The following is a 17252-nucleotide window of genomic DNA, read 5'->3' on the forward strand; positions in this document are numbered from 1 at the left end:
ACCCTTAAGGCAAAACAATCTCTTTATGGTTTTTCGATTCTTTATAAAGGACAATCGTATTGCCGATGATTTGCACGAGTTCCGCACGCGCCCCTTCTGCAAGCGCTGCGGCAACAGTATCTTTATCTTCATCGCAGTTTTGCAGGACGCTGATTTTGATCAGTTCCCGCGCTTCAAGCGCCTCCTGCACCTGTTTGACCATATTTTCATTGACCCCGCCTTTTCCGACCTGAAAAATCGGGCTCAAATGGTGGGCTTTTGCCCGCAAAAAACGTTTTTGTTTACCTGTTAACATGAGTTTCCTCCTAGAATGCTTTCAACGACGTTTTTCATTTTCCTGGTATCCGGCTTCACACCGGTCCATTTTTCAAACGCAATAGCCCCCTGGTAAATAAACATGCCGAGGCCGTTTTGCACCCGGGCGCCGCGTTTTTTTGCTTCGTTTAAAAATTTCGTTTCAAACGGATTGTATATAATATCAGATACAAACGCATCTGGATTTAAATTGCGGACGGAAAGCGGCTGTGCGTCTGTATTTGGATGCATGCCGATCGATGTCGTCTGCACAATCAGCGTATATTCTCCCAGCTGTTCTTCCGCTTCTTTAAGCGTAAGCACCTTTGACGGGCACGGAAAAGGGCTTTCGTCCCGCATTTCTTCCGCTTTTTTTACCGTGCGGTTGCACAGATCAACGGTTACTGCCCCTTCCCGGCATAGCGTATAATAAATCGCTCTTGCCGCACCGCCCGCGCCGATGACAAGCACTTTTTCCCCGGAAATCACCCGACCGCTTTCTTCTTTCAGCGCCTGCATAAACCCCGGGCCGTCTGTATTATACCCGGCCCATCCGTGTGGAGTGCGGACAACGGTATTCACCGCACCGATCGTTTCCGCAAGCAAGTCAATCTCATCCAAATAGGGCATGATCGCCTGCTTATGCGGAATGGTCACATTAAATCCGGCCACGCCGATTGCTTTCATGCCGTTTACGGCGGCTTCCAGATTTTCCGGCGTGACATGGAAAGCATGATAGTCTGCATCAATCCCGAGTGCCCGGAATACTTCATTGTGCATCGCAGGCGACAGCGAATGGGCAATCGGGTCACCGATCACCCCATATAAATCGCGCACATTTCTCACTCCCCGTTAAAAACAGAACCTTTTTCAGATCAACGACTGGCGCAGCATGACCTGAACACCCTTTGGCACATAGGCCGCGACAACGGCGCCCGGTTCGTTGACCGTCACCCAGCCAAGCCCGGAAAAAATAATATCCGTCTTTCCTTCTTTAATGGAAAATTCATGGCGAACGAGCGCCGGGAAATCCGCGGCTTCCGCTTTTCCCGGCGGCTGGAGCAGTTCCCCGAGCTGGCGCGCATACAAATCATCCGCATTTTCAAGTTTTGTACGGTGAATCTTTAAAGCATTTGAAACATAGCAGACAAATGAACGTCTGCCGCCCTTTATATAATCAAGCCGTGCAAGACCGCCGAAAAACAGCGTCTGCTGCTCGTTCAGCTGGAATACGGTCGGCTTGATTTCTTTTTTCGGCGTAATCACCTTTAATTCGTTCTTCCCGACGAAATGCGCCATCTGGTGGTGGTTGATGATCCCCGGCGTGTCATAAAGAGAGGTCCCGTCATCAAGCGGGATGCCGATCATATCCAGCGTCGTCCCCGGAAAATAAGATGTAGTGATGACATCTTTTTCCCCTGTTGCCTGCCGTATAATGCGATTGATAAAAGTGGATTTCCCAACATTCGTACAGCCGGCAACATACACATCTTTCCCGTTCCGGTACTGTTCGATGGCAACCATCGCTTCATCCATGCCGTGCCCCTTTGCTGCGCTCACAAGCAGCACATCAACCGGACGGAGCCCGAGTTCTTTCGCCTGCTGCTTCATCCAGTTGGCCATTTTCGCTCTTTTCACCGATTTTGGCAGGAGATCCTCTTTATTGCCGATTAAAAGAACCGGGTTTTTGCCCGCGAAACGGTGAAATCCCGGCAGCCAGGACCCGTTGAAATCAAAAATATCGACAATTTTTACAACAAGCGCATCCACTTGCCCGAGCCGGTTTAAAATTTTTAAAAAATCATCGTCTGTAAGCGGCACGTCCTGCACTTCATTGTAATGTTTCAATCTGAAACAGCGCTGGCAAATGACCTGCTCTTTTTCCAGCGCAGATTTTGGCGCGTAACCTGCCTCATCCGGATCTTCCGTCTGGATGAGTGCCCCGCAGCCGATACAATGGACAGCTTGTTTTTCCAAATTCAATCCTCCCAAGTCAAATAACCTTTTTTCCTGAACCAACCCATAATCCGGCGTTCAATCATCCGGTTGAGTTTTGTCGCAAATCCGTCTGATTGCGCAACCGGAACGACGAGAATCGTATAAAAACCGCTTCTATTGCCACCGAGCACATCGGTCAAAAGCTGGTCGCCGATCACGACAGTTTCTTCCTTTTTCACGTTCATGATGGCAAGCGCCTTACGAAACGCTTTGCCAAGCGGTTTTCTCGCTCTGAAAAGAAACGGGATGCCAAGCGGGTCCGCGAATGTTTTGACCCTCATTTCATTATTATTGGAAACAATCGTGATTTTGATATGATGTTCCTGCATGTCTTGGAACCATTGGACCAGTTTTGGCGGCGCACTCGGCCTGTCCCATTCGACCAATGTATTGTCCAAATCGGTGATGATGGCTCTAATGCCATGCTTTTTTAATTCTTCCGGCCTGATTGACAACACCGATTTCACTTGCCGATCCGGCAAAAAATTTTTCAAGATCAATCCGTGACACTCCATTCATTTTACCGTTCTGTCCACAAGATGCAAGCTTATCCGCCCGTTTATGCGTATATTGTCCCGAATATGCTTCATTCAAGTTTCTTTTATCATAACAATTTTTGCAAAAGATTCAACTGATAGCAATACCCAGTTCCCCGAAAGCCGGAAAAACAGGAAAAACCGCCGGGCAGGGTACGCTCAGCGGTTTTGATTGCTTTCTAACAGTTCGGTTCGACTCCATGGGTAAATCGCAAGGTCGCTATGCCCGGTCCGCTAAAAAACTTTGCGCTTTATACCGGCACTTTTTCCCCAATCGCTTCGATCAGCAAGTCGGCGATATGGACAGCGCGGACTTTTCCGCTTAAACCAGCCCGTTCGATCCCGAGTTTCATTTGCAGCAGGCAGCCCGGATTGGCGGTCACAATGGTTGTGGCATGTGTTGCTTTTGCGTTTTCCATTTTATGATCCAAAATTTGCATGGACATCTCCGACTCGACAATATTGTAAATGCCGGCCGACCCGCAGCAATGGTCCGCTTCCTTCATTTCCCGGAATTCCACATTTTCGATCGCGTCAAGGAGCAGGCGCGGGGCAGAAGAGGTCTTCATCACATTGCGCAAATGGCATGAATCCTGGTACGTCACCACTTGTTCCGGGAGGCTGAGTTTCCGTTTATGGAAGCCCAGTTCTACGAGGATAGCAGAGATATCTTTTATTTTGCTTGAAAATGCCGCGGCCCGTTCCGCCCATTCCGGATCGTCTTTTAACAAATGGCCATAATCGATTAAATAGGCGCCGCAACCACCGGCATTCGTAATAATATAATCGGCGTGCAAATCTTCAAAAGCCTTGATATTGCGGCGGGCAAGGTCTTTTGCCATCTCTTTTTCGCCGCCGTGGCCGTGCAGCGCCCCGCAGCATACCTGGTCCTGCGGAATGACAACCTCACAGCCGGCAAGCTGCAATAGTTTCATTGTCGCATCATTGGTCTCCATGAACATCGTATCCATCAGGCAGCCGGTAAAAAAGGCAACGCGTTTTTTTACTTCTGCTTTTGGCATCAGATGTTCCGGGCGCTGTTTCATTTCCTTCCATTTTGGGATGTTTGGCAGCACTTTTTCCATAGACGATAGATTTTTTGGCAAAAGTTTTAAAGCGCCTGTCGCATGCGCCGCTTTTTGCAAGCCGCTTCGCTGGTAAAAGCCGATCAGGCCTGTTAAAGCACGCATCCGGTTCTGGTGCGGAAACAATTCTTCAAAGACCGCTTTTCGGATCACTTTTACCGGCAGAGACTGCTTCTTTTTCTTCGATTGCTGAATAATATCGCGCGCTTCTTCCAAAAGATGCCCGTATTGGACGCCGGGCGGGCATACCGCTTCGCAAGCCCGGCAACCGAGGCACAGGTCCAAAGAGCGCTCCACATCTTCATCCGGTTCGATAACGCCGTCCACAACGGCTTTCATCAATGCAATCCGGCCGCGCGGCGAGTGCGATTCTTTGAACCCCGATTCAATATAGGTCGGGCAAGACGGTAAGCAAAAGCCGCAGCGCATGCAGTTTAAAAGCTGGTCTTCGTCCATTCTATCCCTGAATTTCTGCTGGATTTCTTTTTGCTGTTCTTGTGTTATCATTTTTCCATCACCACTCGATCCGTTTCTTTGGCAAAGACTTTGCCGGGATTTAAAATATGGTTCGGGTCCAGCGCATTTTTGATCGCATTCATGACGCTAATGCCCGGTTTCCCGAGTTTCCATTCAAGGTACGGCGCTTTAGCCATCCCGACGCCATGTTCGCCGGTAATCGTGCCGCCCAGTTCAATCGCTTTTTGAAAAATTTCCGCAAACGCTTTTTCAACCCGCTCCATTTCGTCCTGATCGCGGATATCAGCAAGACAGGTCGGGTGCAGATTCCCGTCCCCCGCATGGCCGAATGTTCCGATATGAAGCCCGTATTTTTCAGCGATTTCATTGATCGCCACTACCATCTTTGCGACTTCAGAACGCGGCACGGTCGCATCTTCCAAAATTGTTGTCGGCTTCAGACGGGCGAGTGCGCTTAATGCGCTCCGTCTTGCCGTCATGAGCGCTTCCGCATGCTCCGGGGAAGCTGCCACCTTTACATCGACTGCATGCTGCTTGCGGCAAATGTCCGCAATCTTTTCAATGTCGCGTTCCACCACTTCCTGCGGGCCGTCCTGCTCGATCAAAAGCACTGCCTTGACATTAGTCGGCAGCCCGATATGCGCAAAAGCTTCGACTGCCTGCAGTGTCGGCTGGTCCAAAAATTCAAGCGTTGCCGGGATGATCCGGTTCGCAATAATATCGGAGACCGTTTGTGCGCACGCTTCAATATCCTGGTAAAGCGCAAGCATCGTCTTTTTCGCTTCCGGCATCGGCACAAGTTTCAATGTCGCTTCCGTAATGACAGCGAGCGTCCCTTCCGAACCGACCAAAAGCCGCGTCAAATCGTAGCCGGCTACATCTTTTGCCAGTTTTCCGCCGGTGCGGATGACCTCGCCATTTGCAAGCACGGCTTCAAGCGCCAGCACATAATCGCGGGTCACCCCGTATTTCAATCCGCGCAACCCACCGGAATTTTCGTTGATATTGCCACCAATGGTCGAAATCTTCATCGAACTCGGGTCCGGCGGGTAAAACAGCCCCTTTGCTTCCACCGCTTTGATCATATCGAGCGTGATCACACCGGGCTCAACCGTCACCGTCAGATTCTCTTCGTCAATCTCGAGGATGCGGTTCATATGCTTGAAAAGGAGCACAATCCCCCCTTCCACCGGGCATGTGCCGGCGCAAAGGTTGGAGCCGGATCCGCGCGGGACGACCGGAATCCGGTATTCATTGCAAAGCTTCACAACCGCCTGCACTTCTGCTTTATTGCGCGGCGCGACAACCGCATCCGGCATCACCTGGAATTGCGGGCTGGCGTCATATGAATATACAAGCCGGCCCGCCTGCGTGTCGTCGTAATTTTCCCGGCCGACGACTTGAATCAGTTTTTCTTTGGCCCCGGTTTCGATCATGAAACATTCCCCCGTTCTTTTTGATCATTGATACCGTCAATAGATTGTTTTCTGTTTCTTTTTATGATAAATCTAAATCATGGAGAATGATATAGAGAAAGATACAAAGTTTACCGGTTTCTTTTGCTTGTTTTTTAGATTTTTATACAAAGGTGGGTCAAAATGCTTTTATACCCAAAACTTGCTGAAAATATCGTAAACGAAGTGCAGTCGGTCATGGATGAGGATATCATCGTTGTAGATGAAAGCGGGGTGATCATTGCCTCGACGCAAAAAGAACGGATCGGGCATGTCCATAGGGGGGCGCGCAAAGTTTTTCAAACGAGCCGGAAGCTGTACATTGATGAAAAAATGGTGGCGCAGATGAAAGGCGTGCGGACGGGGATCAACATGCCGATCCGGTTTGAAGGCCGGACCATCGGAGTGATCGGGGTGACGGGAAACCCGGAAAAAGTCGAACATTATGCGGAATTGATCCGGCGACTGACGGAACTTATCATCCAGGAAACCGTCCGGACAGAACAAATTCAGTCGAAAACAAGGGGGCTTGAGGCTTACTTTTACGAATGGGTGAATCTTGAAGCCTATGACCAGCATTTTGCCGAACGCGGAATGATGCTCGGGATTCCAGTGCAGAATCCGCATATTTGCTGCTTATTAAAAGCGGAAATCCCGCAAGCGGTGGAAACAGATGCTTTTCGCTTGCTCCAGTCCGAATTTGAAAACAACCGGGATGTGATTGTCCGCTGGGGACCCGGGCTTTTTCTGCTGCTGATTAGTGCAGAAACACCGTTTAGCGGCTGCGGTCTCCGGAGCCGTTTCGAAGCCGTCCAGCATGAATTTGTGCGGAAATACGGCACCCCGTGTGCGGTTGGTGCCGGGAAAACAGCCGGCACGTCAGTCATCCGCCAATCATTTAAAGAAGCGCAAAAAGCCTTGGCATCCGCTGAGAAAACGGGCAGCATCGTCTTTTACGAAGACTTGCTGCTTGATCTTTTGGTCCAGGAAGTGCAGGACGATACACGGAATGCGTTTGTACAAAGAACGATCGGAAAACTGTATAGCCATGCTTGCCTGCTTGAAACATTGCAGGCCTTTCTCGCTCATGACCTGTCCCTGAAAAAAACGGCCGCTGCCCTGCATGTGCATATCAATACGCTCCATTACAGGCTGAAACAGATCCGCGATGTAACCGGCATTGACCCGAAAAAAGCGGACGGCATTGCATTGTTTTCCCTCGCCCTTCACTTGGCAGGACAGGAAAACGAGTAACCTGTTCGAGCGAGATGGGGAGATGTAAAAGGCAGGAATGCTGTTTTCAATAAAAATCAAACCCGCACAGAAAGCATCCACGGGTTTTCCCACTGTACAGGCGCTCCAGCATATATGTTTCTTGCAGAGATGCGGATTCCTAATCAAATAATCGAATATCGCTTGTCCGCCTTTCTTTCTTACGTTTTTCCAACCTGTTTGTGCAGTTTTCCTGCGTCTTCTCATCATATCAAAAAAGAGAGGGACACATTCCCCGCCCTTTTTCGGTTATTTCACTTCATACTGCCCCATCATGCCCAAGTCTTCATGTTCGAGGATATGGCAGTGGTACATGTAAATCCCTTTAAACGGAAACCGCATGATGACTTTCACGGTATCGCCCGGATTGACAAGCACGGTATCTTTCCAGCCCTGTTCATTGGCAGGCGGCGTTTTGCCGTTGATGCTCAAAATTTGAAACTGGACACCGTGAATATGGAACGGATGCACCATTTTTTTCGTGCCCATGGAAGTCGATTGATTCTGGATCTCCCATATTTCAACCGTGTTTAAGTGAACGGTCTCATCGATCCGGTCCATTTTCATTTGCTTGCCGTTAATGCGGACGTTTGGGCCCATTCCGGACATGACAAATTTCCGCGTTTTCACCGCTTCCTGCACCGGTATTTTTTCAATCACAGCCAGGTTTTGCGGAACTTTGTACGTCTTTTTAGCCTTTCCTTTTGCTTTAAAATACATGAGCGTTTCTTTCCCGTTTTGGAGCCGGAGCGTACTGCCGTTTTTCATCTTTGAAAAATCAACCAGAATTTCCGCACGTTCCCCGGGGGAAAGCGTTAGTTTTTTCATTTGCACAGGCGTCTTGAGGAATCCCCCGTCGGATGCAATTTGCGCAAATGTCTTGTTGCCGCTCAGATGAAGATTGTACGTCCTGCCGTTTGCCCCGTTTAAAATCCGGAAACGGACGAGGCCGCGCCTGACCGTTAACTGCGGCTTAACCGCGCCGTTTACCAGTTCGGTTGTGCCCTGGAAGCCGTACATTTCATCAGTCATATTTAATTTGTACACGAGCTGGCCGTTTTTGTTAAAGCGGCGGTCCTGCAGCACAAGTGGAAAATCATTTTTGCCGTAGTCTTTCGGAATATCGAGGCTTTCCGCATGTTTGTCATCGACATAAATGAGACCGGCCAGACCTTTGTATACCTGTTCGCCCGTTTTTCCCATCGGATGGGGATGGTACCAGAGCGTGGCAGCCTCTTGGCTCACCGTAAACTTTGCTTTCCATGTTTTGCCCGGCTGGATGGCAGCATGCGGGCCGCCGTCAGCCGAACCGGGGACAAGGAGGCCGTGCCAATGGACCGTCGTTGCTTCCGGCAATGTATTTTTTACGGTGATATTTACTTTTTCGCCCGTTTTCAACCGGATGACCGGCCCCAAATAGTCGCCGTTATACCCGTACGTTGCCGCTGTTTTCCCGGATATAAATGCCTTTTTCCCCTGCTGTGCGGTTAAAGTAAAATCTGCCGTGTAGGGATCCGGGTTCGTATCTTTTAAAACGGCCGGAATGGGCAGATCCGGATGCTGTGTCGCTTTATGATTTGTGTTGTTTTTCACATAACCATTATAAAAGAAAACACCGCCAATCCCTATAATGGCCACGATTAAAATTAAAGCCCATAATTTTGTCTTGTTCATCCTACCCCTGCTTTTTCTTTTTTATGTTCAGTACCATTGTAATGTTTTTTAACACCGGAAATCCATCGTTATGGATTGACGATTTTGTGAACATCTTTTGTGCATTGGCATCTTTGTTTTCATCTTTTTCGCAGTGGGGTATAATAATAGTGTAAAGGAGGGATTGAATATGTTTGATTTAATGCCGTTTAGAAGAAACGACGATGTTTTCGAACGTATGATGAAGACCTTCAACGAGATGTTTGATCCGAATGCGTTGGCGCCTTTTGCGAACGCAAACTCGTTCCGTACTGACATTACGGAAAAAGAAGATGCTTATCTTGTGGAGGCCGAACTGCCGGGCTTCTCAAAAGAGGACATTACCATTGATGTCCACAATAATGAGCTGACCATCCGTGCAAAACGCGACCAAACGGAAGAAAGCAAAGATGAAAAACACAAATTCATCCGGCAGGAACGCCGCTATGGCGAATTCGTCCGGAAGTTTTATGTAGATAATATTAAAGAAGACGAAATCAGTGCCACCCTTGATAACGGCGTCCTGAAAATTCATATCCCGAAGAAAACAAAAGAAGGCCCGTCCGGAAAACGGATTCAAATCCAGTAATATAAAACGGAGGCTTGGAATACAAGCCCCCGCTTTTTTGTATAAAAAAGAAGACGGATACTCCCTTAATCCATTAAATCTTTCTTCATTTTTTTAAATTCTTCTTCTGTGATTTCCCCTTTTGCATACCGTTCCCGCAAAATGTCGAGGCTTCTGTCTTCCCTTTGATGCGGCCGGAATTCGCTCACTTTTTTGATGCCCGCTACAATCAAAAAAATCACGAGCACAAAGATGACGAGCTGGGCAATCATGCCGATTAAGCCGAATACGCCCATCATGCCATAGCCACCGTACATCATCATAGTCAGCACCTTTCCTTTTTACATTCCCTTACTGTAACTGTACCACTTTTTTCTTAAAAAATCTTTGCTCTATTCCGGCTTCCCTTTTCCCCCTTTTTGCATCTCTGCCACAAATCCGGCCATCGTTTTCTCATCCATCGGGCCGATGACTTTACGGGTGATGGTCCCTTCTGCATTAATGAAGTAGGTCGTCGGAATGGTAACCGTTTTGTAAAGGGTGCCGACGGAGCCGTCCATGTCAAACAGAATTTGAAAGGTGAGGCCGTTTTTCTTCACAAAGTCAAGCGGCGCATTCTCGTTCGTTTCTGTATTCGTTAAATTCACAGCAAGCACCGCGACATTCGGGTTTTTTTCATAAAAACGCTGCATATCCGGCATCTCCGCTTTACACGGCGGGCACCAGGAAGCCCAAAAATTCAAGATTACCGTTCTCCCTTTAAAATCAGACAGTTTGATCGTTTTCCCCGATAGATTTGTCAGTGCAAAATCCGGCGCATTTTCCCCTTCTTTTGCTTCTGCGCTGCCGGATAGCGGTTGTGCTTTCACGGCGGTTTGCCGATCCTCCCCTGTTGTTTTATTTTTATCGGGATCGTCCGGTTTTTTTAAGGCCGTAAGCAAAATGGCTGCGGCCAGAAGCACGGTGGCAGCCAGGAACACGATTTTCTTCACCCACTTCAGCTCCTTTTCGGGTATTAAAGTGCTTTTCTATCATTTCTATTCTTTTTTTCGATGAAATAGAAGCAAACGCTAGAACACCATTAATTGAAAAGAGGACAGAAGACGTTTTATAAAACGAGGTGGAACCCGGCCGGTATTGCAAATGCAAAGAACCGTTCTGCCGCAAACCAGTATGCGGCTGATATCAGATGGGCATCCAAACAGGTTGCAACGATCTATTAGCTGTACAGCCTGCTCGATTGCGGCCGGAACGAACTGGACATCCCGAAATCTCAACAGCCACGCAAAGAAAGCAGCAGGGTGCTTTATCCTGCTGCTTTTACCGTTTTTATTTTTACAAGGGCTGTCGGGGCTTTTGCCAAGCGGTTTAAAGCGGGCTTCCCGGCCGTTTAAAAAGGGGAACCTTTTGCTGTGTTTGGCGTTACCATCCCCGGCTTGCGCCGCCGCCTCCGGAAGAACCGCCGCCACCTTTGCTGCCGCCCCCACCGCTTCCGCCGCCACCGCCGCCGCGAAAGAACATCATCAGGATATTCAGCAGAAAATACGTCATGGTTCCGCCGAGAAACTTGAAATCAATGAAAATCAGGATAAGGATCCCAAGCCCGATTAAAATCTGTTTCCAGAACGATAAGGGGGAAGCCTGGCTGGAAGAGGGCTGCTCATACGCCTTTGGATGGGCCTGAAGATCCACATTGTACTCTTTCGCCGTTTCGGTGGCAAGTTCCTTATACGTATTGGTCACCGCCGCATCGGGCTTGTTTTCTTTCAAATACGGTATGGCATACTGATCAAGGATCCGCCCTACTTTTCCGTCCGGAAGCGCTCCCTCCAGGCCGTACCCGACTTCAATTCTGATTTTCCTGTCTTTTACTGCCAGTACGAGCAATACCCCGTTGTTCATGGATTTATTGCCGAGCCCGTACTGGCGGAAAGCTTTATTGGCGTACGCTTCAATGGTTGTGTCTTTCCCGATCGTGTTCACAGTTAAAACCGCGACTTGCGCTTTTGTTTGCTCATCCAGCTGCTTGCCGAGTGAAACGAGCTCCTGTTTTTGGCTGTCTGTCAGCACACCGGCAAAATCCTGCACATAGATGTCTCCAACCGGTTCCGGAATGTCCGTCGCAGCGTGCACACCAGAAACGGCCGAGCACACGGCAAAAAGAAAGGTGAGAAAAACGGCTGTAATAAGCGCGGCCTTTTTCATCACTGATCACTGCTGTTCCCAAAATCAACTTTCGGGGTTTTCTTTGCACTTTCATCCGCTTTAAAATATTCCTTTTCCTCAAAACCGAACAGGCCGGCAATCAGTGCGCCAGGCATTCTTTTTATCTTTTTGTTATACGTGGCAACGGCGCTATTGTAATCCTGGCGCGCCACAGCAAGGCGGTTTTCCGTGCCGGCGAGCTCATCCATCAGCTGCGTGTATTGTTGGTTTGCTTTTAAATCCGGATATTTTTCAACCACCACCAACAGCCGGCTCAACGCACTGTCCAGGCGGTCGTTTGCCGCTGCCTGATCTCCGGGTGTTTTCGCCCCGGCCAATTGTGCGCGGGCTTTCGAGACGTCATCTATCACCGCTTTTTCGTGGGAAGCATAGCCCTTGACGGTGTTCACAAGATTCGGGATCAAATCCGTCCGCCGTTGCAGCTGGTTTTGAATTTGCGAATAAGATTGATTTACATTTTCTTCCGCATTCACCAAGCTGTTATAACTTGTAAAAACGCTGACGATCAGAACCACCAATATGGCGGCCACAATCAGCCATGGCATCCACTTCTTCATATACAATCCTCCTCATTTATGCTTATAAATCCAATACCCTGTCAAGAGCATTGAAATACCAGGCTCGGCAAATAAAAAGAAAACATGTACCGGCCGTCTATCATTAAGATACGGAGTGCCTGCCCAAAAGTTTCATGCTTCATGTAAAATATTTTCCGAGCAGGATGCCTGAAAATGCCAGGGCAATGCCGAACAGATAGCTCAACACAAGGTACGGGACAAGAATATGATATTTTTTGTCTGCTTGCAGCTGAATATTCTCAAGTTTAAAAGTGGAGAAAGTTGTAAAGGCACCCAAAAAGCCGGTCCCGAGAAGCAGGCGCCACGAACTCCCGGCACCAGCACCGAACAGAAGGCCGAGCATAAATGAGCCCGAAAGGTTAATGAAAAATGTGGCCAGCGGGAATTTTGCCGGAAAGGCCCGGTTGATCCACCGCGAAAGAGAAAACCGGGAAACCGCCCCGAAAAAGGCGCCAATTGCGATAAAGATGCCGTTTAAAACCATGAATCCGTCTCCTTTATTTATGCTGTATCTGAACCGACTCTGCCTTTAGCCCGCGAATGCAGTATTCCGCCAAGTTTAAAGCCGGCCCATGACATGAACAAGCCGCCAAATAAACTGCAGAAAACATACAACATCGCGGCAAACGCATGCGATTGCCGGATCAGCTGCACCGTTTCCACACTGAAAGTCGAAAATGTGGTGAAGGAACCGACAAACCCGGTGCCAAGTGCGGTTACAACATACGGATGAATCTTTTTAGACTGAAATATATGCATCGTAAGCCAGCCAAGCAGAAAACAGCCGGCCAGATTGATCGCAAGTGTCGGGTATGGAAAAACGGCATGCGTGTACATGCCGATCCATATGCCGAAATAATAGCGTGCCAAGGCACCGAAAATACCGGCAACCCCGACCCAAATATATAACATACAGCTCCCTCCAGTCCATTGCGGCATGGGCTCCCCCCACTGTTTTTTCGTGAAAAGAGTTCCCCGTGCCGTTCTTAAAGTGCGTTTTATTTTGTCAAAAGCCTTGCCAGCCCAAACGCAGCGGCAGCGGCCAAACCACCAATCACAACCGTTTCAAGCCCGCTTTTCCACACATTGGAACCGGTAAACCGCCCTTTCACCGCCCCGAAAATAAACAGAACAACGAGCGTCACCAGGACGGAAACAAGCAAGGCCTGTGATGCCCGGGTGACAAAAAAGTAAGGGGAAAGCGGGATCAGCCCGCCCACAATATAAGACAAGGCAATCGTTAACGCACTTTTTAAGCTCCGCCCTTTTTCCGGCTTCTCAAGCCCCAGCTCGAATTTCATCATAAAATCCACCCATTTATCAGGGTTTTCCGCCATTTTATCGACGATTGCTTCGATTTGTTCCGGTTTCAGCTCATATGCCTTAAATACATCCCGGACTTCGTCTTTTTCCCGTTCCGGTACCTCTTCTACTTCCCGGTATTCCCTTTTTAATTCGCTATAATAATGCTCGGCATCCGATTTTGCTGCCAGATATCCGCCAAGCCCCATGGCAATGGAACCGGCCGCAATTTCCGCCGCGCCGGCCGCGAGAACGAGCACCGGCGAATCCACTGCACCGGATAATCCTGCTGCGAGTGCAAACGGCACAGTCAGCCCGTCTGACATGCCAATCACAATATCACGGACGGTGTCAGATGCCTGGAAATGTTCCTCAACATGTTCATATTCCGGCATTCCTTCTCTTCCTTTCTGTCTTTATAGGTCTTATTGTAGCATTTCAAGCCGGAAATGGGCGAAAATGAACATAAAGTTTACTTTCTTGTAAAAGTTTCTTTGCAAACTTTAGAGATACGCATATAATGAACTTAACAACTGACGTCCGTCCAAAAGCCTGTTTCCCGGCTTTTGGACAGCATGTGTAAAAGGAGCCAATAAAATGTCACACGACCATGGACACCAACACCATCACCATGAACCGGCACAATACGGAAAAGCTTTCGCCGCCGGCATCGGGCTGAATATTCTTTTTGTTGCGGTTGAAGCCATTTACGGTTTCTTTTCCGATTCCCTTTCGCTGTTGGCGGATGCAGGCCATAATCTGAGCGATGTGCTCGGGCTCATCATTGCTTGGGCCGCTGTCTGGCTTGGCAAAAAATTGCCGACAAAAAAGCGCACATACGGCTATAAAAAATCATCCGTGATGGCTGCGCTTTTAAATGCGATTATTTTGCTGATTGCGATCGGCGCGATTTTTCTCGGGGCAATCCAGCGTTTTGCCCATCCGGAACCTGTCGCAGGCAAAACGGTCATGATCGTTGCCGTGATCGGGATCGTTATTAATACCATTACCGCTTTACTGTTTATGTCAGGAAGAAAAACGGACCTCAACATCCGCGGCGCTTTTCTGCATATGGCTGCCGATGCGCTTGTCTCTCTCGGCGTTGTCATCGCAGGTGCGATTATCCTGTTTACAGGCTGGGAGTGGGTCGACCCGGTTACAAGCATCATTATTGCGATTGTGATTTTTGCGGGGACATGGGGCCTGTTGCGGGAAGCAGCCGACCTTTCGCTTGATGCGGTGCCTGCAGGCGTTGATGCTGATGCGATTAAAACCTATTTAGAACAAATTCCGACCGTGCTCAACGTCCATGATTTGCATATCTGGGGAATGAGCACGACAGAAACGATATTGACGGTCCATATTGTCCGTTCGCAAATTGAAGACAACGACCTGCTGCTTGAAAAACTGGAAAAAGAACTGCATGACAAATTCGGGATCGAACACGCTACCATCCAAATTGAAAAAGGGACATATGTTTGCGGCCTGGCGCCGGACAACAAAGTTTAAACCGGAAAACAAAACTTACGGCAATTCAATAAGCATGCCCGGCACATGAAGCCGGATCCAGCATGCAAAACCCCGATGGAAGCAAGCGGTTTACCTCATAAATACGCCTTTTGCCCGGATTTTCCTTTTGTACCGGCAAAAGAAAAAAGGCTGCCACTGCGCAGTCTTTTTTTTGTCCCTTTAAAAGCACAAAACTTTTCGACAGATTTCTACATTCTCCGTTGCTGTGGATATTCTTATACACATTTTGCACAAAGTAACACCAGGCCTTCTCACGTTTATAAACAATTTACCCACAAGATATAAACATTTTACTGTGGATAAAAGAACGCTTGTTCCGCAAGGCTAAATTTGGTAAAGTAAGAATACAAATACTCTCTCTTTATGATACGCAGGATGCTTAAAAAAAAGAACAACATTTTCGGAGGTGGTACAGATGTATAAGTTATCTGATGAACTATTGATCGAGTCCTATTATAAAGCAAAAGAGCTGAAATTAAGTGCCGAGTTTGTGAAGCTGATTGAAAAAGAGATTGAACGCCGGTCCCTGACCCATAAAATCAAAGCAACGTCCTAGCCACTTTTGCTTGATATGTGGCTTTTTTTGTGTGATCAATCCTTTTTTTCTTGAATATATATATAAATAAATGGCAGTTGGGAGGTTTGCGGGGGTGGACTTTGATCATTGGTATGATGCTATCTTGAATTTTATAAAATCGCAAGCCGCCAATGGATTGACAGTGGCAAACGGATGCTGCGGTGCTGCAGCGCTTTTTTATTGCGGCAATCATCAGCCGGCGGTTTCCGCAGCCTTGATCTTTGCCGCTGTATTGTTCGACCGCTATGACGGGAAACTGGCCAGGAAGTTAAAAATGGAATCCGCGCTTGGCAAGCAGCTTGATTCCCTTTGCGATTTGCTTTCGTTTGGCGCCGCGCCTGCCATGCTGATCCATACAGCGCTGTTTTGCCTGTACGGGGTTCCGGGTATGTTGGCCGCCATTTTTTATATGCTTTGCGGGATGATCCGGCTCGCCCGGTTTAATATCAGCAAGCAAGAGGGATTTTTTTACGGGCTTCCGATCCCCGTGGCAGGCTTATGTGTAACGGCCGGTTTTTTTGCCGTTCCTTATGTCACCCACTTCTGGTTGTTTGTGTGGATGGTGCTGTTGTCGGTCCTGATGGTGGCGCCGTTTAAGTTAAAAAAAATATGAAAAAGGCGCACTGCAAATTTTGCAATGTGCCTTTTTCATTATTCGCCGTTTTGTTCCTTTCTTTTTTCTTTCTCAAGCCGGTAAAATTCGTGGAACATTTTCATGAGGGCCCGCTTTTCAATACGGGATACGTAGCTTCTTGAAATGCCGAGCTCCTTCGCAATTTCGCGCTGTGTTTTTTCCTTTTTTAAATTCAGGCCGAATCTGCCGATGATCACCTGTTTTTCGCGTTCATCCAATATGTCAAAGAATTGTTTCACTTTTTCCAGCTCCATATTCAGCTGGATCGTGTCAAATACGTCTTCCGCTTCAGACTGGAGAACATCAATTAACGAAATTTCATTTCCTTCCTTATCTTGGCCGATCGGGTCATGCAGCGAAACATCTTTTTTTGTTTTCTTTAAAGCTCTTAAATGCATGAGGATTTCGTTTTCTATACACCTTGCTGCATAAGTGGCAAGTTTTGTCCCCTTCCCTTCCGAATAGCTCTCAATTGCTTTGATGAGGCCAATTGTTCCGATCGAGATAAGGTCTTCTGTATCTTCACCGGTATTTTCAAATTTTTTGACGATGTGCGCTACAAGCCGCAGGTTATGTTCGATTAAAATATTCCGGGCATCCGCGTCGCCTTCCGCCATCCGCTTCAAATATTTCCGTTCTTCGCTTGCCGAAAGAGGTTGTGGAAAAGCATTGTTTTTCACATAGGAAACCAAAAAAACAAGCTCTTTCATCATATAGCTTACCGCTGTTAAGATCCCCGACATCCTTCCACCTCCATTAGGCTTGAGCCTATATAGTTCAAACATATGAACAAGGAGGCGGAATTGTGTCTGTCCCGAAGAAAAGACGGCTGGTAAATATTGCACGACACTTAAAAAACAAAAAAAGTTGTCTCAAAATCGCAAAACGGCTGATGGGAGCTTTTATTTTTGCAAGGGATGATAAAGTTGGCTGTTTGATCGCGGCATTCAGCCACTATTCTCGGGAAGCGTTTCGTAAAATACGCGGCCTTCCGCCCAAGGAGTGACATACATGTAAAAACCGCATTAC

At 48.0% G+C, this 17252-nt stretch carries 21 protein-coding genes; 6 read left to right on the forward strand and 15 right to left on the reverse strand.

What is annotated here, in order from left to right; all coding sequences use genetic code 11:
- Positions 1–4: 4 nt before the first annotated feature.
- The 6 genes from yhbY to glcD all read right to left on the reverse strand — a co-directional run bounded on the left by yhbY (position 5) and on the right by glcD (position 5826).
- Complete coding sequence (yhbY, locus tag NSS95_RS09220) at positions 5–295, reverse strand: ribosome assembly RNA-binding protein YhbY (RefSeq protein WP_017550571.1); 291 nt, start codon at positions 293–295, stop codon at positions 5–7.
- Positions 289–1131 carry a shikimate dehydrogenase gene (gene aroE, locus NSS95_RS09225; RefSeq protein WP_061577080.1) on the reverse strand — a complete coding sequence of 281 codons (843 nt, stop codon included), beginning with the start codon at positions 1129–1131 and terminating at the stop codon, positions 289–291. Before aroE ends, yhbY begins: the two co-directional genes overlap by 7 nt.
- Before the next feature lie 33 nt (positions 1132–1164).
- Complete coding sequence (gene yqeH / locus NSS95_RS09230) at positions 1165–2271, reverse strand: ribosome biogenesis GTPase YqeH (protein ID WP_340713864.1); 1107 nt, start codon at positions 2269–2271, stop codon at positions 1165–1167.
- A 2-nt stretch (positions 2272–2273) separates the two neighbouring features.
- The gene (locus NSS95_RS09235) at positions 2274–2792 is read right to left on the reverse strand and encodes a YqeG family HAD IIIA-type phosphatase (protein ID WP_017550574.1); all 519 of its coding nucleotides are present in this window, start codon (positions 2790–2792) and stop codon (positions 2274–2276) included.
- A gap of 287 nt (positions 2793–3079) precedes the next feature.
- Positions 3080–4420 (reverse strand): (Fe-S)-binding protein, encoded by a 1341-nt coding sequence (locus NSS95_RS09240; protein ID WP_014097948.1) that lies wholly within the window; start codon positions 4418–4420, stop codon positions 3080–3082.
- A complete protein-coding gene (gene glcD, locus NSS95_RS09245; RefSeq protein WP_035184558.1) occupies positions 4417–5826 on the reverse strand; it encodes a glycolate oxidase subunit GlcD in 1410 nt (469 codons plus the stop codon). Before glcD ends, NSS95_RS09240 begins: the two co-directional genes overlap by 4 nt.
- Positions 5827–5988: 162 nt before the next feature.
- On the opposite strand from glcD, the gene NSS95_RS09250 reads away from it, so the two are divergent.
- Positions 5989–7098: a CdaR family transcriptional regulator gene (locus NSS95_RS09250; RefSeq protein ID WP_035187909.1), complete on the forward strand. Its 1110-nt coding sequence runs from the start codon at positions 5989–5991 to the stop codon at positions 7096–7098.
- Positions 7099–7365: 267 nt separating this feature from the next.
- On the opposite strand, the gene NSS95_RS09255 is transcribed toward NSS95_RS09250, so the two are convergent.
- Positions 7366–8790 carry a multicopper oxidase family protein gene (locus NSS95_RS09255; RefSeq protein ID WP_035187907.1) on the reverse strand — a complete coding sequence of 475 codons (1425 nt, stop codon included), beginning with the start codon at positions 8788–8790 and terminating at the stop codon, positions 7366–7368.
- A 169-nt stretch (positions 8791–8959) separates the two neighbouring features.
- Here NSS95_RS09255 and NSS95_RS09260 point away from each other — a divergent pair, with 169 nt between their 5' ends.
- Positions 8960–9397 carry an Hsp20/alpha crystallin family protein gene (locus tag NSS95_RS09260; RefSeq protein WP_035187904.1) on the forward strand — a complete coding sequence of 146 codons (438 nt, stop codon included), beginning with the start codon at positions 8960–8962 and terminating at the stop codon, positions 9395–9397.
- 65 nt (positions 9398–9462) lie between these two features.
- Here the strand turns inward: NSS95_RS09260 and NSS95_RS09265 are convergent, their stop codons facing one another.
- The 7 genes from NSS95_RS09265 to NSS95_RS09295 all read right to left on the reverse strand — a co-directional run bounded on the left by NSS95_RS09265 (position 9463) and on the right by NSS95_RS09295 (position 13877).
- Complete coding sequence (locus NSS95_RS09265; RefSeq protein WP_052123244.1) at positions 9463–9699, reverse strand: SHOCT domain-containing protein; 237 nt, start codon at positions 9697–9699, stop codon at positions 9463–9465.
- A gap of 69 nt (positions 9700–9768) precedes the next feature.
- Positions 9769–10368 (reverse strand): TlpA family protein disulfide reductase, encoded by a 600-nt coding sequence (locus NSS95_RS09270; RefSeq protein ID WP_035187901.1) that lies wholly within the window; start codon positions 10366–10368, stop codon positions 9769–9771.
- A 430-nt stretch (positions 10369–10798) separates the two neighbouring features.
- Positions 10799–11581, reverse strand: a complete 783-nt coding sequence (locus NSS95_RS09275) for a TPM domain-containing protein (RefSeq protein ID WP_035187897.1) — start codon at positions 11579–11581, stop codon at positions 10799–10801.
- On the reverse strand, positions 11581–12159 hold the full coding sequence (locus NSS95_RS09280; protein ID WP_035187894.1) for a LemA family protein: 579 nt from the start codon (positions 12157–12159) through the stop codon (positions 11581–11583). The genes NSS95_RS09275 and NSS95_RS09280 overlap by 1 nt, the downstream gene beginning before the upstream one ends.
- A 139-nt stretch (positions 12160–12298) precedes the next feature.
- A complete protein-coding gene (crcB, locus tag NSS95_RS09285) occupies positions 12299–12664 on the reverse strand; it encodes a fluoride efflux transporter CrcB (protein WP_014097936.1) in 366 nt (121 codons plus the stop codon).
- A gap of 17 nt (positions 12665–12681) precedes the next feature.
- Positions 12682–13092 carry a fluoride efflux transporter CrcB gene (gene crcB / locus NSS95_RS09290; RefSeq protein ID WP_046720712.1) on the reverse strand — a complete coding sequence of 137 codons (411 nt, stop codon included), beginning with the start codon at positions 13090–13092 and terminating at the stop codon, positions 12682–12684.
- 86 nt (positions 13093–13178) lie between these two features.
- Positions 13179–13877, reverse strand: coding sequence for a VIT1/CCC1 transporter family protein (locus NSS95_RS09295; RefSeq protein ID WP_014097934.1), 699 nt, complete (start codon positions 13875–13877; stop codon positions 13179–13181).
- A gap of 202 nt (positions 13878–14079) precedes the next feature.
- Between NSS95_RS09295 and NSS95_RS09300 the strand changes: the two genes are divergently transcribed.
- From NSS95_RS09300 to pssA, 3 genes are all read left to right on the forward strand, one after another.
- The gene (locus NSS95_RS09300; protein ID WP_035184543.1) at positions 14080–14991 is read left to right on the forward strand and encodes a cation diffusion facilitator family transporter; all 912 of its coding nucleotides are present in this window, start codon (positions 14080–14082) and stop codon (positions 14989–14991) included.
- Positions 14992–15427: 436 nt separating this feature from the next.
- On the forward strand, positions 15428–15568 hold the full coding sequence (locus NSS95_RS09305; protein WP_013859738.1) for a sporulation histidine kinase inhibitor Sda: 141 nt from the start codon (positions 15428–15430) through the stop codon (positions 15566–15568).
- A gap of 94 nt (positions 15569–15662) precedes the next feature.
- On the forward strand, positions 15663–16202 hold the full coding sequence (gene pssA / locus NSS95_RS09310; RefSeq protein WP_017550581.1) for a CDP-diacylglycerol--serine O-phosphatidyltransferase: 540 nt from the start codon (positions 15663–15665) through the stop codon (positions 16200–16202).
- A gap of 38 nt (positions 16203–16240) precedes the next feature.
- Here pssA and sigK read toward each other — a convergent pair whose 3' ends face one another.
- On the reverse strand, positions 16241–16966 hold the full coding sequence (gene sigK, locus NSS95_RS09315) for an RNA polymerase sporulation sigma factor SigK (protein ID WP_013859739.1): 726 nt from the start codon (positions 16964–16966) through the stop codon (positions 16241–16243).
- Positions 16967–17028: 62 nt separating this feature from the next.
- Here sigK and NSS95_RS09320 point away from each other — a divergent pair, with 62 nt between their 5' ends.
- A complete protein-coding gene (locus tag NSS95_RS09320) occupies positions 17029–17229 on the forward strand; it encodes a hypothetical protein (RefSeq protein WP_017550582.1) in 201 nt (66 codons plus the stop codon).
- The last annotated feature ends 23 nt before the right edge of the window (positions 17230–17252 follow it).

Source organism: Weizmannia sp. FSL K6-3076, from assembly GCF_038007245.1.
Lineage (GTDB): Bacteria > Bacillota > Bacilli > Bacillales > Bacillaceae_C > Weizmannia > Weizmannia faecalis.